The sequence below is a fragment of the Taklimakanibacter deserti genome (assembly GCA_003574785.1).
Map to the genome: position 1 here is coordinate 63,824 of QORU01000009.1, position 15,518 is coordinate 79,341.

A 15,518-nucleotide genomic window follows, 5' to 3' on the forward strand; every position below is an offset into this window, starting at 1 on the left:
CTCACAAGCTGGTGACGGAAATTACGCCGCTTTTGCGAGGCCGCGCAGGACATAGGGCATGATGCCGCCCTGCTTGTAATAGTCCAGCTCGTCGAGCGTATCGATCCGGCACTGCACATCTATGATGCGGCCCGCGCCATCAGGTGCGGTGATCATCAACTGAAGCGTGGCCCGCGGTTTGAGCCCTTCAGCTAACCCATGAATGGTTACTATTTCGTCACCCTTGAGACCGAGGGCCTGCCAGCTCTCGCCGTCCTTGAACTGGAGCGGAGCCACGCCCATGCCGACGAGATTGGAGCGGTGGATGCGCTCGAAGCTCTGCGCCACCACGGCGCGCACGCCGAGCAGCCGCGTACCCTTCGCCGCCCAGTCGCGCGAGGAACCGGTGCCATATTCCTTGCCGGCGAAGATGACGAGCGGCACGCCTTCCTGCGCGTAGCGCATCGCCGCGTCATAGATCGGCATCTGCTCGCCGGAAGGGTAGTGCTTGGTCACGCCGCCTTCGACACCCGGCACCATCTGGTTCTTGATGCGGATATTGGCGAAGGTGCCGCGCATCATGACTTCGTGATTGCCGCGCCTCGCGCCATAGGAGTTGAAATCGACGGGGCGCACCTGGTGCTCGGTGAGATAGATGCCGGCGGGGCTCGTCGCCTTGATGTTGCCGGCGGGCGAGATGTGGTCGGTGGTGATCGAATCGAGGAAGAGACCCAGAATGCGGGCGTTGACGACATCGGTCACCGGATCCGGCGTCATCTTCATCCCCTCGAAATAGGGCGGGTTCTGAACATAGGTGGAAGAGGGGCTCCATTTGAAGGTGAGGCCGCCCTCGACCTTGATCTTGCGCCACTCGGCGTCGCCCTTGAACACGTCCTTGTATTTGGTGGCGAAGGCCTTGCGGGTGACGTTCTTGCGCACGCTCGCGGCGATCTCCTTGGCCCCGGGCCAGATGTCCTTGAGATAGACGGGCTTGCCGTCCTTGCCGAGACCCAAAGGATCCTTGCTCAGATCGACATTGAGCGAGCCCGCCAGCGCATAGGCGACGACGAGCGGCGGCGAGGCCAGATAGTTGGCCCTGACATCCGGATTGACGCGGCCTTCGAAATTGCGGTTGCCGGAAAGCACGGCGGCGGCGACGAGATCGTTCTTCTTGATCGTCTCCGAGATCGCCTCGGGCAAGGGCCCCGAATTGCCGATGCAGGTGGTGCAGCCATAGCCCACGAGACCGAAGCCGAGCTTGTCGAGGTCCTTCTGCAGGCCCGACGATTTCAGATATTCGGTCACCACCTGGCTGCCCGGCGCGAGCGAGGTCTTCACCCACGGCTTGACGGTGAGGCCTTTCTTCACCGCATTGCGGGCGAGGAGGCCGGCGCCGATCATGACGGAGGGATTGGAGGTGTTGGTGCAGGAGGTGATGGCGGCGATCACCACATCGCCGTGGCCCAGATCGAAATTGGCGCCATCGACCTTGAAGCGCTTGTGCAACTCGTCGGCCTTCTTGAACTCGTTCGCCATGACGGTGGCGAAATCGGGCGCCGCATTCTTCAGCGTGACGCGATCCTGCGGACGCTTCGGCCCCGCCATCGAAGCCTCGACGGTCGCGAGATCGAGGGTGAGCGTATCGGTGAAGACGGGATCGGCCGATTTGGCGGTCCAGAACATGCCTTGTGCCTTGGCATAGGCCTCGACGAGAGCGACTTGGCCCGCGGGACGCGCGGTGCTCTTCAGATAGTCGAGTGTCTCGGCCGAGACCGGGAAGAAGCCGCATGTCGCGCCATATTCGGGCGCCATATTGGCGATCGTCGCCATGTCGGCCAGCGCCAGATTGGCGAGGCCCGGGCCATAGAACTCGACGAACTTGCCGACCACGCCCTTCTTGCGCAGCATCTGGGTCACGGTGAGAACGAGATCGGTGGCGGTGGTGCCTTCCGGCAACTGACCCTCGAGGCGGAAGCCGATGACTTCCGGGATGAGCATGGAGGTCGGCTGGCCGAGCATGGCCGCTTCCGCCTCGATGCCGCCCACACCCCAGCCCAGCACGGCAAGGCCGTTGACCATGGTGGTGTGGCTGTCGGTGCCGACCAGCGTGTCGGGGAAGGCATATTCGACGGTCTTGCCCTTCTCCTGAACCTTCTTCGTCCATACGGTGCGGGCGAGATATTCGAGATTCACCTGATGGCAGATGCCGGTGCCGGGCGGCACGACACGGAAATTGTCGAAGGCGCTCTGGCCCCATTTGAGGAAAGTGTAGCGCTCGCCATTGCGGTCATATTCGAGGGCCACATTCTGCTTGAAGGCTTTCGAATTGGCGAAGAAATCGACCATCACCGAATGATCGATGACGAGATCGACCGGCGCCAGCGGATTGATCTTCTTTGGATCGCCGCCCAGGTTGCGCATCGCATCGCGCATGGCGGCGAGATCGACGACCGCCGGCACGCCGGTGAAGTCCTGCATGAGCACGCGCGCCGGCCGATAGGCGATCTCGTTCTCGGCCTTGCCGCGATTGGTGAGCCAATGGGCGAAATTGGTGATGCTCTCCTTGGTGACGGAGCGGCCATCCTCGTGACGCAGGAGATTCTCGAGCAGCACCTTGAGCGAATAGGGCAGGGAGGAAATTCCGGCCAGTCCGTTCTTCTCGGCGGCCTTGAGGCTGAAATAGGCATAGGTCTTGGCGCCCACCTTCAACGTTTTGCGGCTTTTGAAGGAGTCGAGGGACGTCGCGGTCATAGGCTGATCCTTGGTACAAATTGGTCTCTGGGCGGGATGCCCAGCATATAGTTCCATTTCCGTCACAATGCCAAGACATGAGCCGCCCCATCTGTCGGAATGTCACATTCCCGGGGGACATGGGAAAAAAGGCTTGATCGCTTTGCCTCCCGCTCCCCAATGGGTTAAGCGGATGGACGATGGTCCAACTTCAGGCAAAATCGCTCGCCTGCCAGCGCGGCGGCCGGGCGGTCTTCAGCAATGTGAATTTTGCCCTCTCCTCGGGCCAGCTCCTGGAGCTCCGGGGCCCCAATGGCTCGGGCAAGTCTTCGCTCCTGCGCCTGATCGCCGGGCTCGGCGAGCCGGTCCAGGGCGAGATCGTCCTCGATGGCGGCAGCGCCGAGCTCACCATCGGCCAGCAAGCCCATTACGCGGCGCATCAGGAGGCGATCAAATCGCCGCTGACGGTGGCCGAGAATCTCGAATTCTGGAGCGACTTCCTGGGCGGCGGCGATCTCGACAGGGCGCTCGCCGCCTTCGATCTCGTCGATCTCGCCCAATATCCGGCCGCACTCCTCTCGGCCGGGCAGAAGCGCCGCCTGTCGCTCGCACGGCTCGCTCTGGTGCCGCGTCTCCTCTGGCTCCTGGACGAACCGACGCTCGGCCTCGACCAGGCCTCGCTCGAGCGGCTGATGCAGCTCCTGCGCGGCCATTTGTCGGGCGGCGGCCTTGCCGTCATCGCCACCCATGCGGCACTCGCCCTCGCGGCTGATGCGACGATCGTCCTGGGGGCGGCCAGGTGAAGCTGATCTGGGCGCTCATCCGGCGTGACCTCAGGCTCGCCACCAGGCAAGGCGGTGGCGCGGGCACGGCGATCGGCTTCTTCGTGACGGTGATCGTCCTCTTGCCCTTGGGGCTAGGCCCCGACCAGGCGCTGCTGCAGCGCATCGCGCCGGGCGCCTTATGGATCGCGCTGCTATTGTCCGTTCTCTTGTCGGCGGAGCGGATCTTCCAATCGGACTATGAGGACGGTTCGCTCGATGCGATGGCGCTCGGCGTGGTGCCGCTCGAGCTCGTGGTGCTGGCCAAGGCCTCAGCGCATTGGCTCACCACCGCCTTGCCGCTCGCCATCGCCGCACCCTTGTTCGGCTTCCTGATCAATCTCGATCCAGAGGCCATCCCGCCGCTCAGCCTCGCCATGATCCTGGGCTCGCTCTTCCTGTCGCTGCTGGCGGCGCTGGGTGCCGCGATCACCGTGGCGCTCCGGCGCGGCGGCCTCCTGGTCTCGCTCCTGATCCTGCCCTTCTATGTGCCCTGTCTCATCTTCGGCGTGGCGGCAAGCTCCAATTCCGAGCTCATCGGGCCGTCGCTCCTCATCCTGACGGCGCTCGTCCTGGCCAGCCTCGTCCTAGTCCCGGTTGCGGCCGCTGCGGCGTTGCGCGCCTATCTGAAATGAGCCAGGAACCCTAAATAAGCGCCATGCAGCAACTCGCCAATCCGGCCCGGTTCCTCAAGCTCGCCCAGGCGATCCTCGCGCCGATCTGGGTCCTGACGGCGATCGCTTTCGCGGTGGGGCTCTATATGGCGCTGGTCACGGCCCCCGCCGACTACCAGCAGGGTGAGACGGTCCGCATCATGTTCGTTCATGTGCCGGCCGCCTGGATGGCGCTCATGGTCTATAGCGCAATGGCGGTGGCGAGCGCCTCGGCGGCCATCTTCCGCCATCCGCTGGCCGACATGGCGGCCAAGGCCGCAGCTCCCATCGGCGCCATGTTCTGCCTGCTGGCACTCGTCACCGGATCACTGTGGGGCAAGCCCATGTGGGGCGCCTGGTGGGTGTGGGACGCGCGCCTGACCTCGATGTTCGTGCTGTTCCTTCTTTATCTCGGCTATATGGCCATCTGGCAGGCGATCGAGGACCCGCATCGCGCCGCACTCGTGGCGCGCATCGTCGCGATTGCCGGCTTCATCAACGTGCCGATCGTCAAATTCTCCGTCGATTGGTGGAATTCCCTGCATCAGGGCGCCTCCGTCTTCCGCATGGGAGGCCCCACCATCGATCAGCGCATGCTGTGGCCCTTGCTCGTCATGGCACTCGCCTATCTCCTGCTGTTCCTCGGGCTGCTCCTCATCGCGATGCGCAGCGAGATCACCTCGCGTAAGATCCGGCAGCTGCAGTTCGCGAGGCTCGAAGGCCGCTGATGGATCTCACCGCCGCCCATATCGCCTTCGTGATCGCCGCCTATGCCGCGAGCTTCGCCGGCCTCGCGGCACTGGTGCTCTTCATCTTTCTGCGCGACCGCAAGCTCAAGCGGCAAGCGGCTGCTCTCGACCGCGACAGGCCAAGCGCACCATGACCGATGCCCCCTCGCAGTCCCGGTCGCGCGGTTGGCTCACCATCCTGCCGGTGGCGGTGTTCCTCGTGCTTGCCGCTCTGTTCTATCGCGGCCTGTCGGGCGATCCCGCCGAGGTTCCCTCGGTCTTGATCAACAAGCCCGTGCCCGATTTCACGCTTGCGCCGGTCGAGGGCTTGAATCTCCCCGGACTTGCCACGGGCGATCTGAAAAAGGGCGCGATCACGCTGGTCAATGTCTGGGCATCCTGGTGCGTGCCCTGCCGAACCGAGCATCCCTTGCTCATGGAGCTCGCCAAGCGCGAGGATCTTCGCGTCGTCGGCATCAACTACAAGGATGATCCGGCAAATGCCCGCCGGTTCCTGATCACGCTCGGGGTTCCCTTCGCCGCCGTGGGCAGCGATCCGACCGGGCGGGCGGCGGTCGACTGGGGCGTCTATGGCGTGCCGGAGAGCTTCCTGGTCGACGGCGAGGGCGTGATCCGCCTGAAATGGATCGGGCCTCTCACCGGAGAAGCCCTCAACAACGAAATCATTCCAAAGATCAAAGCGATCAAGCGCGGCGGCGGTTCTTGATCTTGAGGGCGGGCTTGACCTCGTTCTCGTCCTCGATGCGGTCCATCTCTGCAGCGAGAAGCGTCAAGGCCTCGGTGAACGGCTTGCGGTGGCCGGGCGGCACCGCGGCAAGCACTTGCTTGTCGACTTCATCGGCTCCCGGTTGCGCGAGCTTCAGCATGCGCTTGCCGGCCGAGGTGATGCGCACCGAATTGGTGCGGCCGTCATCCTTGGTGCGGCGGCGCTGCAGATAGCCCTGCGCGAGAAGCCGGGCCACCAGGTCGGCCAAGGTCGAACGGTCGATGCCGGTCATCTTCACCAGTGCCGTCTGGCTCACGCCTTCATTCTGGTCGACGGCGATGAGAACGGTGAATTGGCGCTGTGTCAGGCCGGCCTTCCCGACCTCCCCCTGATAGACATAGGCTGCGTATTGAGCTGCTCTCTTCAAAAGATGATATGGCGAGCGTGAAAGCTGCTTCACGTCTTTGTTGCCTGTCATCGACCCCTACTCCTGCCGCCGAGCAAGCCGCCAGCCTCGCCCCGCGTATCTGATGCCTCGTTCCGGATGATTATCGCTTGGCCTTTTCGCCCCGAAAACGCTCAAGCTTGTTGTCACCGTCACCCGAAGCCATTTGTCCTAGCGCCTCATAGCGAGGACGGCAAGAGGATAAAGCAAAATGCTGTTTTGCAATTGCGAGAAACAATTCTCGCTTGCGCCGGAACTCATCGTCAGCATACGGAACGGTCTCGAAATGCGACAAATAGTGCTGTCGCGCCGATCCAATACTAATTTGGCGTCTTGGGATCGTCCTGAATCATGTGTTTGGTCATCATTGGCGCCTGCGACAGGGCAAAAACCAGCGTCACGGGCAGCAGCGCCACCTTGAAATTCACCCAGGTATCAGTCGGTACCATCCGCCACACGACTTCGTTGGCGACGGCGATGCACAAAAAGAAAATTCCCCAGCGTATGGTGAGCGCGCGCCAACCTTCATCGGTCATCTTGATGGCTTCACCCATCACATACTTCAGAAAAGTCTGCCCAAAGAACAAGCCGCCGAGAAGAACCACGCCGAACAGGGCGTTGATGAGCGTGACTTTCACCTTGATGAAGGTTTCGTCGTGAAGCCAGAGGGTCAAGACGCCGAAGACCGCGACGAAGCCGGCGCTGATCAGCGGCATGACCGCGAGCTTGCCGGTCAGAATCCAGGACAGAAGCAGGGCCAAGGCGGTCGCCGCCATGAAGATGCCGGTCGCCCAGAATATGCCGCCCAGCCAGTTGGAAAGGAAGAAGGCGATCAGCGGGCCGGCTTCGATGATAATCTTGACAATCGGGTTCATTCTTCCAGACCTGCAATGGCGCGCGAAAAGGCATTGGCGTCGAAAGGCTGCAGATCCTCGATCTGCTCGCCCACGCCGATGGCGTGAATGGGAAGCTTGAAGCGCTCGGCAATGGCAACGAGGATGCCGCCGCGCGCCGTGCCGTCGAGCTTGGTCATGATGAGGCCGGTGACGCCCGCCACCTTGGTGAAGACGTCGGCCTGGGAAATGGCGTTCTGGCCGGTGGTGGCGTCGAGCACCAGGAGGACCGCATGCGGCGCCGTCTCGTCCTGCTTCTTGATGACGCGCACGATCTTTTCGAGCTCGGCCATGAGATTGGCCTTGTTCTGCAGCCGGCCGGCCGTGTCGATGATGAGGATGTCGGCAGCCTCGGCCTTGGCTTCCCGCATCGCGTCGAAAGCAAGGCCGGCGGCGTCCGCTCCGGTCGGACGCGCGATCACCTTGGCGCCGATGCGCTTGCCCCAGACCGAGAGCTGCTCGATCGCCGCCGCGCGGAACGTGTCGCAGGCGGCCAGCATCACGGAAAAGCCCTCACCCGCCGCGATGGCGCCGAGCTTGCCGATGGTTGTGGTCTTGCCTGATCCGTTGACGCCGACCACCAGGATGACGAAAGGCTTCTGGGCGCCGAAGTTGAATGGGACCTCGACCGGCTTCAGGACCTTCGCCACTTCGCCGGCGAGAATCGCCTTCACCTCTTGCGGATCGATCTCCTTGTCATAGCGCCCGGCCGAGACCGCCTTGACGATGCGGGTCGTCATCTCGACCCCGAGATCGGCCTGGATCAAGACGTCCTCGAGCTCGTCCAGCGTCGCCGCATCGAGCCGGCGCTTGGTGAAGATGGCGGTGATCGATCCGGTGAGCGAGCGCGATGATTTCGCCATCCCCGCCTTGAGGCGATTGAACCAGCCGCCCCGCTGTTGCGGCGGCGCGACCGGCGCTTCATCCGATCCCGCGGCGGGCGATGGTTCGGGTTCCGGCTCGGGCGCGGGCTGCAGAGCCTCGACCAGCTCTTCGGGGGGCGGGGCGGCTTCGTCCTTTTGTCCGGCGCCCCGGTTGAAGAGTTTCTTGAAGAAGCTCATGCCGCGAGGCTCGCCTCGAGGTGATCGCTGCCGCGGCCCGTCACCTTGGCACGGACGATGGCACCGGCGCTCATGCGCTGGACGAATTTCACCGAGGCGAAATGTTCCGTGCGTCCCGAGGAGGGGGTCTCGATGAGGATCGAGCGCAGGGCGCCCACCTCCCGGCCCAGAAACGCATCGAACCGCTCCCGGCCCTTCTCCCGCAAGGCGCGGGCACGGTCCTGGATGACGGGTTTGGGCAGCTGCGGCATGCGCGCAGCGGGCGTTCCCGGGCGCGGCGAAAACGGGAAGACATGCAGATAAGTAAGACCGCATTCCTCGACGATGTTCAGCGAATTCTCGAACATCGCCTCGGTCTCGGTCGGGAAGCCGGCGATGATGTCGGCACCGAAGACCATGTCGGGCCGGAGCTTGCGCACGTCCGCACAGAAGGCGATCGAATGGTCGCGCAAATGGCGGCGCTTCATGCGCTTGAGGATCATGTCGTCGCCCGCCTGCAGCGACAGATGGAGATGCGGCATCAGCCGCTCCTCCTCGGCGATGGCGCGCATCAGATCCGCATCCGCCTCGATCGAATCGATCGACGAGAGGCGCAGGCGCTTGAGCTCGGGCACCGCCTTGAGGATGCGGCGGACGAGATTGCCGAGACGCGGGCGGCCGGGCAGATCGGCGCCCCAGGAGGTGATGTCGACGCCCGACAGCACGATCTCGGAATAGCCGTTGTTGGCGAGGCGGCGGATCTGCTCGGCCACGTCGCCCGCCGGCACCGAGCGCGAATTGCCGCGGCCAAAGGGAATGATGCAGAAGGTGCAGCGATGGTCGCAGCCATTCTGGACCTGCACGAAGGCGCGGGTGCGCTCGGTGAAGCCGTCGATCATGTGGAGCGCCGTCTCGCGCACCGACATGATGTCGTTTACCTTGACGCGCTCCTCGGCGCCCAAGCCGAAATCGGGGAAACGATAGCTCTTGGAATCGAGCTTCTCCTCATTGCCGAGAACGAGGTCGACCTCCGGCATCTCGGAAAACATCTCAGGCGTCGTCTGGGCCGCGCAGCCGGTGACGATGATACGCGCTTCAGGGTTCTCCTTGCGCGCCCGCCTGATCGCCTGGCGCGCCTGGCGCGTCGCTTCCGCCGTCACCGCGCAGGTGTTGAAGATGACTGCGTTTTCGAGGCCGGCCTTCTCGGCCTCGTGGCGCATGACCTCCGATTCATAGGCGTTGAGGCGGCAGCCGAAAGTGATGATGTCAGGCTTCGACATGGGGCATCACACCGCAAGATGAGCGGGCAATGTACCCTCGAATTCATAGGCGATGGGGCCGGTCATCAGAATGTGATCGTCGGCTTCGCGCCACTCCATGGCGAGATCGCCGCCGGGAAGGGTCACGGTCGCCTTACGGTCGGTAAGCTTGATGCGCGCCGCCGCCGCTATGGTGGCGCAGGCCGCCGTGCCGCAGGCACGGGTGAGGCCGGCGCCGCGCTCCCATACTTTGAGCGTGATGTGGTCCTTGGCATCGACGCGGGCCAAGGAAATATTGGCGCGCTCCGGGAACAGCGGATGGTGCTCGAGCATCGGTCCCGCTTTGGCGAGGTCGACGACGTCGAGGTCCTTCACCCAGAAGATGCAATGCGGGTTGCCGACATTGACCACCGAGGGCGAATGGATCAGGGGCGCGTCGATGGGACCGAGCTGCAATTCGATATGACGCGTATCGGGGAAGGGCTCGGACAAGGGGATGTCCTGCCAGCCGAAGCGGGGCGCCCCCATATCGACCGTCACCATGCCGTTTTCGCCCTTCTCGCAGACGAGGAAGCCGCCCAGAGTATCGATGGTGGCCGCGGACGAGCCTTTCTCGGCGAACAGAATATCGGCGATGCAGCGCGAGGCGTTGCCGCAGGATTCGACCTCGAAGCCGGCATTGTTCCAGATGCGCATTTGCACATCGGCCGTCTTGGAAGGCCCGATGACGATGAGCTGGTCGCAGCCGATCCCGGTCTTGCGGTCGGCAATGGCGCGGGCCTGCGCGTCGCTGATCACCGCCGGACGCGAGCGGGCGTCGAGCACGACAAAATCGTTGCCGAGCCCGTTCATCTTGCGGAATTCCCTGGGGGCCAACCCGTTCATGGCCGGTTTATATGGTGAAAGGGTCCGGGAAAGCCAGCCCTTTGCTTCCCCCTGGCCGCGGTTTATGCCATAGAGCCGCCACGAAGCAGCCATAAGCAATCATTCCCATGACTGCCAATACCACGCAGGATGCCTTCGCCGCCGGGAGACGGGACGAGGGCGCCGATCAGCAATATGCCACCGCCGGGATCGCACCGCTCGAAAGGCCCAGCGCGCTTACCCGCTTCTTCATGGGCGTGGTCGCCAGGGCCGAAAGGCTCAATTTGAAATATGCCAAGCTCGGCAACCCGCCGGTCTATGACAACCGGGTCTTCCCCTGGGCGGTCGAGATCGAGAAGGCCGCGCCCAAGATCCGGGCCGAGCTCGAGCGTGTCCTCGTGCGCAAATCAGAGTTGCCGAATTTTCAGGACATCTCTGCCGATGTGAAGACCATCAGCACCGATCAGGGCTGGAAGACCTTCTTCCTGCTCGCTTTCGGCATGAAGTCCGAGCAGAACATCGCGCAATGCCCTGAGACCTGGAAGGCCGTCCAGGCCATTCCCGGACTCAAGACCGCGATGTTCTCGATCTTCGAGCCGGGCAAGCACCTGCCGGCGCATAGAGGTCCCTACAATGGCGTGCTCAGGCTCCATCTCGGCCTCATCGTGCCGGAGCCCCGCGACAAGATCGCGATCCGGGTGAAGGACCAGGTCTGCCATTGGAGCGAGGGCAAGGTTCTCATTTTCGACGATGCCTATGAGCATGAGGCGTGGAATCATTCCGACAAGACGCGTGTGGTGCTGTTCGTCGACTTCGTGAAGCCGCTCCGCTTCCCGGCCAATTTCGTCAACTGGCTGTTGATGAACATCGCGCTGTTCACACCCTTCATCCGCGAAGGCCTCGACAACCACAAGGAATGGGAGAAGCGCTTCTACGCCGAAGCGGAAGCGCTGCGGAACCGGCCGCAAAGCTAGGCAGCGCCCCGCGCATATATCAACGCTGGCGATATATCCATCAAATAATTTCGCTGGACCGAGCCGTGCCCGTCACGCCAAGGGAGCGGCATGACTCAAGCAATGACTTCCGCTCTTCCGGGCTCGCGCCGACTCAATCCCTGGGTCGTCGTCTGGCTGTGCTTCGCCGTGCTCTCCATCGTGATGTCGGCGCGCCAGGTCGTGGCGATCATGACCGACGACTGGACCAGGACGCTCGGCTGGTCGAAGACCTTCATCAGCTCGGGGCAGTCGGTGGCCCTGGTGATGGTCGCCATCGTGGCGCCGATCGCCGGCAATCTCGCCGACCGCTATGGCGCGCGGGTGATGCTGACGGCCGGTCTGCTTGTCGTTGCGGCAGGCTTGCTCCTGTTCGCCAGCTTCCCGGTCGCTGCACTCTATATTGTCGGCTACGGCCTCGTCGGCGGCGTCGGCTTCGCCACGGCGAACATGCATCTGATCTCGACCGCCATCGCCAAGCTCTTCACCGAGCAGCGTGGGCTTGCCACCGGCATCGCCAATTCGGGCGCCACGGCCGGGCAGTTCATCACCGTTCCCCTGGTCACGGCGGGTCTCGCTTATGTGAGCTGGCAATGGAGCATCATCGCAGTGGCGCTGGCCTGCGTCGGGATGGCAGTGGTGATCTGGGTGGCGCTCAAGCCCGGCGCCGATGCGGCGGCCGAAACCCGGAAGGCCGAGACCCTGTCGCAGGAGCCTCTGTGGACGCGGCTCAGATTTCTCCTCACCAATCCGACCTTCCACATTCTCTATTGGAGCTTCTTCATCTGCGGCGTCACCACCACCGGCGCCATCGAGACGCATTTCCTGCCCTATGCGGCCTTTTGCGGCTTCCCGCCGGTGCCGGCGTCAGGCGTCTATGGCGGCATCATGGCCATCAATCTCGCCGGCATGTTCCTTTCGGGCTGGCTCACTGACAAGGTCAACCGGCCGCTGCTTTTGGGCAGCATCTACATCGTGCGCTCCTTCTCCTTCCTGGTGCTCATGCATGTGGGAACGAGCTATGAGATGCTGTTCGTCTTTGCGGTCATCTACGGCATCTTCGACTATTCGACCGTGCCGCCGACGGCGAGCCTCGCCGCCTCACATCTCGGCCTCAAGATCATGGGCCTCGCCATGGGGCTGATCAGCGGCGGACATGCGCTGGGGGGCGCTCTCGGCTCCTTCATGGGCGGCTATCTGTTCGACCTCTTCGCCCGCTATACCGAAATGTGGTGGGCGGCCTTCGCCACGGCCGTGCTCGCCGGCCTGATGGTATTCTTCGTCAAGGAGAACCGGCGGCAAAGAGGGTTAATACTGGCGCCCGCCGAATGATCTCAAATTGAGGCTTGCGTAAACCGGCGCGCACAGACATTCTGACGCTGCGAGAGGGCGTTCCGTGGGAAGCGGGTGCGCGAAATGGCTTCAGCAACAGACGTCATCATCATCGGCGCCGGCGCCGCGGGGCTCGGCGCGGCGAAAACCCTCATCGCCCAGGGCAAATCGGTCCGGATCCTCGAGGCGCAGGACCGCATCGGGGGGCGTGCCCATACGGTGACGGCCAGGTTCGGCGTGCCCTTCGACTGGGGCTGCGCCTGGATGCATGCCGCCGACCGCAATCCCTTCTTCGACGAAGCCATCGCCCAGAATGCGACATTGCAACATCACGATCTCAATCTCGACCGGCTCTATTTCGGCGCCAGGCGCGCCACCGCGGTCGAAATGGCGCAGATGTTCAAGGCCGATTTCGAGTTCGCTTCCCTGCTCGAGCACAAGACGGCGAAAGGCGACAGGCTGGCCGAGCTTCTCGAGGTCTCGGCGGCGAGTGCCGCGGCCGGCACCTATGCAGGGCCGATGGATTTCGCCCAGGACCTGGATGAGATATCCGCCGCCGACCTGATGGCCGCCGCCGATCTCGATCCCAATTTCCTGGTGCGCGAAGGCTTTGGCGCCGTGGTGGCGCAGTGGGCGCGCGATGTCCCGGTCGAGCTCGCGACACCGGTCAAGCGGCTGCGCTGGGACGGGCCCGGTGTCATTGCCGAAACGCCGCGCGGCGAGCTCCAGGCCAAGGCGGCGATCGTCACGGTCTCGACCGGCGTGCTGGCCTTCGGCGGCTTGCGCTTCACGCCCGATCTGCCGCCCGCGCATGATGAAGCGGTCCACAATCTGCCGATGGGGCTTCTCACCAAGATCCCGCTCGAGATCAAAGGCGACCGGCTCGGCCTGAAACCTTTCGAGGACATCCTGATCGAGCGCCATGGCCATCACGATGTGTATTTCCTGTGCTTCCCCTTCGACTGCGATCTTCTCATCGGCTTCGTCGGCGGCGATTTCGCCTGGGAATTGTCGGCGGCGGGAGAGGCGGCGGCGGTCGATTTCGCGGTGCAGAGCCTCACGCGGACATTCGGCGCCAATATCGAAAAGCAGATCGGGCGCAGCGCCATGACCGACTGGGGCGCCAATCCTTATGCCCGCGGCGCCTATGCGGCGGCGCGGCCAGGCTATGCCGCGGCGCGAAAGACGCTGATGGAGCCCATCGGGAACCGCATCTTCTTCGCCGGAGAGGCGCTGGGCGGATCGCTGATCCAGACCTGCGCCGGGGCCAGGCTTTCGGGCGAAGCGGCCGCGCTCAAGGCCGGCGAGGCGCTGAAATAGGAAGCATATCCCAGAATTGACTTTTGCCCCTTGGGACCCTAGAACACGGCCCGATTTCAAGACGCTTGAACGTCTCGAGGCTTCGTCACACATGGGTTTCGTCCCCGGGAGGTGATGAACCGGCATCCGGCAGCGCGTGGCGCCCCCGGGTGTCATTTGCGTTTGGGCTAAAAGGAACTGGGTATGTTCGAAACACTGCAAGAGCGCCTTTCCGGCATTCTCGACAAGCTCACCGGCCGCGGTGCGCTGTCGGAGGCCGATGTCGATGCGGCGATGCGCGAAGTGAGACGCGCTCTGCTCGAGGCCGACGTGGCGCTCGATGTGGTGAAGGGCTTCATCGACAAGGTAAGGGCCAAGGCGGTCGGCGCCGACGTGGTCAAGTCGGTGACGCCCGGCCAGATGGTGGTCAAGATCGTCCATGACGCCCTGGTCGAGACCTTGGGCTCGGAAGGGGCGACGCTCAATCTCAGAGCCTCGCCGCCCGTGCCGATCCTGATGGTGGGCTTGCAGGGCTCGGGCAAGACGACGACCACGGCCAAGATCGCCAAGCGCCTGCAAGAGCGCGAGAAGCGCAAGGTCCTGATGGCCTCGCTCGATACGCGGCGGCCCGCGGCGCAGGAGCAGCTCGCGATATTGGGCCAGCAGACGGGCGTCGAGACGCTTGCCATCGTCAAGGGCGAGAACCCGGTCCAGATCGCCAGGCGCGCCATGTCGGAAGCCCGCCGCGGCGGCTTCGACGTCGTCCTGCTCGACACCGCCGGCCGTCTTCACATCGATGAAGAGCTCCTCGCCGAAGCGGCGGCGGTGCGCGACATCGCCAAGCCCAATGAGACATTGCTCGTCGCCGACTCGCTCACCGGCCAGGACGCCGTCAATCTGGCGAAGAGTTTTGATGAGAAGATCGGCATCACCGGCATCGTCCTGACCCGCATCGACGGCGATGGCCGCGGTGGTGCGGCGCTGTCGATGCGCGCCGTCACCGGCAAGCCGATCAAGCTCATGGGCACCGGCGAGAAGCTCGACGGGCTCGAGGACTTCCATCCGCAGCGCATCGCCGGGCGCATTCTCGGCATGGGCGACGTCGTCAGCCTGGTCGAGCGTGCGGCGCAGTCGATCGATGCCGACAAGGCGAAGCGTATCGCCGAGCGCATGAAGAAGGGCGCCTTCGATCTCGAAGATCTCGCCGAGCAGTTGCAGCAATTGCAGAAGCTCGGCGGCATGTCGGGCATGATGGGATTGCTGCCCGGCATGGGCAAGATCAAGAAGCAGCTCGCAGGTGTCGACCTCGACAATTCGGTGCTCAAGCGCCAGATGGCGATCATCGGCTCGATGAGCAAGTTCGAGAAGCGCAATCCCAAGGTCATGAACGCCTCGCGCAAGAAGCGCGTCGCCGCGGGCTCGGGCACCAAGGTCGAGGAGATCAACCGCCTGCTCAAGATGCATATCCAGATGGCGGATATGATGAAGAAGATGGGCGGCAACAAAGGCCTGATGAGCCGCATGTTCGGCGGCAAGGGCGCCCCCGACGCGGCCGAGATGGAGAAGATGCAGGCCGAGCTCGCCAAGCTCGATCCCAATGCGATCCCGCCCGAGCTGAAAGACATGATGCAGGGCGGCGCCTTGCCCGACATGCCGAAGCTGCCGACGGGCCTGCCGGGCTTGGGCGGCAAGCTCCCGGGTCTCGGCGGCGGTTCGCCTTTCAAGGGGCTCCCGGGCCTGGGCAAGAAGAAATGAC

General features: G+C 63.7%; 15 protein-coding genes. 9 read left to right on the plus strand and 6 right to left on the minus strand.

The genetic code is table 11. From position 1 onward, the window contains the following. Nucleotides 1-21: 21 nt before the first annotated feature. A complete protein-coding gene (gene acnA, locus DS839_RS19510) occupies nucleotides 22-2,730 on the minus strand; it encodes an aconitate hydratase AcnA (protein ID WP_119272141.1) in 2,709 nt (902 codons plus the stop codon). A 179-nt stretch (nucleotides 2,731-2,909) separates the two neighbouring features. On the opposite strand from acnA, the gene ccmA reads away from it, so the two are divergent. Genes ccmA through DS839_RS19535 form a run of 5 tightly spaced genes read left to right on the plus strand, consistent with a single transcriptional unit; the run spans nucleotide 2,910 to nucleotide 5,638 of the window. After that, nucleotides 2,910-3,512 (plus strand): heme ABC exporter ATP-binding protein CcmA, encoded by a 603-nt coding sequence (gene ccmA / locus DS839_RS19515; protein WP_119272142.1) that lies wholly within the window; start codon nucleotides 2,910-2,912, stop codon nucleotides 3,510-3,512. After that, on the plus strand, nucleotides 3,509-4,165 hold the full coding sequence (gene ccmB / locus DS839_RS19520) for a heme exporter protein CcmB (RefSeq protein WP_368911746.1): 657 nt from the start codon (nucleotides 3,509-3,511) through the stop codon (nucleotides 4,163-4,165). The genes ccmA and ccmB overlap by 4 nt, the downstream gene beginning before the upstream one ends. A gap of 23 nt (nucleotides 4,166-4,188) precedes the next feature. After that, entirely contained in the window at nucleotides 4,189-4,911 is a 723-nt protein-coding gene (gene ccmC, locus DS839_RS19525; protein WP_119272143.1) for a heme ABC transporter permease CcmC, read from the plus strand. Continuing rightward, on the plus strand, nucleotides 4,911-5,066 hold the full coding sequence (ccmD, locus tag DS839_RS19530) for a heme exporter protein CcmD (protein WP_119272144.1): 156 nt from the start codon (nucleotides 4,911-4,913) through the stop codon (nucleotides 5,064-5,066). The genes ccmC and ccmD overlap by 1 nt, the downstream gene beginning before the upstream one ends. Continuing rightward, the gene (locus tag DS839_RS19535) at nucleotides 5,063-5,638 is read left to right on the plus strand and encodes a DsbE family thiol:disulfide interchange protein (protein ID WP_119272145.1); all 576 of its coding nucleotides are present in this window, start codon (nucleotides 5,063-5,065) and stop codon (nucleotides 5,636-5,638) included. Before ccmD ends, DS839_RS19535 begins: the two co-directional genes overlap by 4 nt. On the opposite strand, the gene DS839_RS19540 is transcribed toward DS839_RS19535, so the two are convergent. From DS839_RS19540 to dapF, 5 genes are all read right to left on the minus strand, one after another. Then, nucleotides 5,616-6,116 carry a MarR family winged helix-turn-helix transcriptional regulator gene (locus DS839_RS19540; protein WP_119272146.1) on the minus strand — a complete coding sequence of 167 codons (501 nt, stop codon included), beginning with the start codon at nucleotides 6,114-6,116 and terminating at the stop codon, nucleotides 5,616-5,618. The genes DS839_RS19535 and DS839_RS19540 overlap by 23 nt on opposite strands. Nucleotides 6,117-6,403: 287 nt before the next feature. Next, nucleotides 6,404-6,958 (minus strand): septation protein A, encoded by a 555-nt coding sequence (locus DS839_RS19545; RefSeq protein ID WP_119272147.1) that lies wholly within the window; start codon nucleotides 6,956-6,958, stop codon nucleotides 6,404-6,406. After that, nucleotides 6,955-8,037 carry a signal recognition particle-docking protein FtsY gene (gene ftsY / locus DS839_RS19550; RefSeq protein WP_368911747.1) on the minus strand — a complete coding sequence of 361 codons (1,083 nt, stop codon included), beginning with the start codon at nucleotides 8,035-8,037 and terminating at the stop codon, nucleotides 6,955-6,957. Before ftsY ends, DS839_RS19545 begins: the two co-directional genes overlap by 4 nt. Next, nucleotides 8,034-9,296: a tRNA (N(6)-L-threonylcarbamoyladenosine(37)-C(2))-methylthiotransferase MtaB gene (gene mtaB / locus DS839_RS19555; protein ID WP_119272149.1), complete on the minus strand. Its 1,263-nt coding sequence runs from the start codon at nucleotides 9,294-9,296 to the stop codon at nucleotides 8,034-8,036. Before mtaB ends, ftsY begins: the two co-directional genes overlap by 4 nt. A gap of 6 nt (nucleotides 9,297-9,302) precedes the next feature. After that, entirely contained in the window at nucleotides 9,303-10,160 is an 858-nt protein-coding gene (dapF, locus tag DS839_RS19560) for a diaminopimelate epimerase (protein WP_119272150.1), read from the minus strand. A gap of 107 nt (nucleotides 10,161-10,267) precedes the next feature. Here dapF and olsC point away from each other — a divergent pair, with 107 nt between their 5' ends. The 4 genes from olsC to ffh all read left to right on the plus strand — a co-directional run bounded on the left by olsC (nucleotide 10,268) and on the right by ffh (nucleotide 15,517). Continuing rightward, nucleotides 10,268-11,113: an ornithine lipid ester-linked acyl 2-hydroxylase OlsC gene (gene olsC, locus DS839_RS19565; protein ID WP_119272151.1), complete on the plus strand. Its 846-nt coding sequence runs from the start codon at nucleotides 10,268-10,270 to the stop codon at nucleotides 11,111-11,113. A gap of 90 nt (nucleotides 11,114-11,203) precedes the next feature. Continuing rightward, entirely contained in the window at nucleotides 11,204-12,463 is a 1,260-nt protein-coding gene (locus DS839_RS19570) for an MFS transporter (RefSeq protein WP_119272152.1), read from the plus strand. An 84-nt stretch (nucleotides 12,464-12,547) separates the two neighbouring features. Next, entirely contained in the window at nucleotides 12,548-13,783 is a 1,236-nt protein-coding gene (locus tag DS839_RS19575) for a flavin monoamine oxidase family protein (RefSeq protein WP_119272153.1), read from the plus strand. A gap of 183 nt (nucleotides 13,784-13,966) precedes the next feature. Next, the gene (gene ffh / locus DS839_RS19580) at nucleotides 13,967-15,517 is read left to right on the plus strand and encodes a signal recognition particle protein (RefSeq protein WP_119272154.1); all 1,551 of its coding nucleotides are present in this window, start codon (nucleotides 13,967-13,969) and stop codon (nucleotides 15,515-15,517) included. Nucleotide 15,518 lies beyond the last annotated feature (1 nt).